This window comes from Streptosporangium sp. NPDC005286, assembly GCF_040607515.1.
Lineage (GTDB): Bacteria > Actinomycetota > Actinomycetes > Streptosporangiales > Streptosporangiaceae > Streptosporangium.
Map to the genome: position 1 here is coordinate 1 of NZ_JBEXGU010000400.1, position 1520 is coordinate 1520.

At 73.3% G+C, this 1520-nt stretch carries 1 protein-coding gene; it reads left to right on the top strand.

Features of this window, described 5'->3' with window-relative positions:
* The coding region (locus ABZU75_RS46410; RefSeq protein ID WP_355569985.1) for a type I polyketide synthase at positions 1 to 1520 on the top strand (1520 nt) is incomplete at both ends.

The window sequence follows — 1520 nt, forward strand, 5'->3', positions numbered from 1 at the left end:
AAGGCGTTCGCCGACGCCGCCGACGGCACGGGATGGGCCGAGGGCGTGGGCGTGCTGGTGCTGGAACGGCTTTCCGACGCCCGGCGCAACGGCCACCGGGTGCTCGCCGTGCTCCGCGGATCGGCCGTCAACTCCGACGGCGCCTCCAACGGCCTGACCGCTCCCAGCGGCGTCTCCCAGCAGCGGGTGATCCGGCAGGCCCTGGCCGGGGCCGGGCTCTCCCCCTCGGACGTGGACGTGGTGGAGGCGCACGGTACGGGCACCAGGCTGGGTGACCCGATCGAGATCCAGGCCCTGCTGGCGACGTACGGGCAGGATCGGGACCGGCCGCTGCTGCTCGGGTCGATCAAGTCGAACATCGGTCACACCCAGGCGGCCGCGGGGGTCGCGGGCGTGATCAAGATGGTGATGGCCATGCGGCAGGGGATCGTGCCGCGGACGTTGCACGTCAACGCCCCCACGTCGCATGTGGACTGGTCGGCCGGCGCGGTCGGGCTGGTGACCGAGCGCGCCGGGTGGCCGGAGACCGGACGGCCCCGCCGGGCCGGAGTGTCGTCGTTCGGGATCAGCGGCACCAACGCGCACGTGATCGTCGAGCAGCCGTCCGAACAGGCCGAGCCCTCCGAGCCCGCTACGACACCGGGTACGGCGCCTGTCGTGGTGCCCTGGGTGGTCTCCGGTAAGACCGAGGCCGCGCTCGATGCTCAGATCGATCGGCTGACGTCCTTCGTGGCCGAGACCGGGGCGGATCCGGCCGATGTCGGCTACTCGCTGGTCAGGGCCCGCTCGGAGTTCGCCCACCGGGCGGTGCTGCTGGCCGGCGGTGACGGCGCGGCCGAGGTGGCACGTGGCGTCGCCGGCGCGTCCGGTTCGCTGGCGGTGCTGTTCGCGGGACAGGGCGCGCAGCGGATCGGGATGGGCCGCGAGCTCGCCGCCCGGTTCCCGGTCTTCGCCCGCGCGCTGGACGAGGTGTTCGCGCGGCTGGCCGAAAGGCTGGAGAGGTCGCCGGGTGAGGTGATGTTCGGCGCGGACGCCGGGCCGCTGGACCGCACCGAGTACGCCCAGCCGGCGCTTTTCGCGATCGAGGTGGCACTCTTCCGCCTGGTCGAGTCCTGGGGCGTGACACCGGATGTTCTGGTGGGGCACTCGATCGGCGAGATCGCCGCCGCCCACGTGGCCGGTGTGCTGTCGCTGGACGATGCCTGCGCGCTGGTCGCGGCCCGGGGCCGGCTGATGCAGCGCCTGCCCAAGGGCGGGGCGATGGTGTCGGTCCAGGCCGGCCGGGCGCAGGTCGAGCCGGTGCTGGAGGACGGGGTCGTCATCGCCGCGGTGAACGGCCCGTCGTCCGTCGTGATCGCCGGAACCGAGGACGCCGTCCTGCGCGTCGCCGCGCGCTTCGACAGGACCATCCGGCTGCGGGTGAGCCACGCGTTCCACTCGCCGCTGATGGAGCCGATGCTGGCGGAGTTCCGGCAGATCGCCGAGGGGCTGACCTTCCACGAGCCGAGGACGGCGATCGT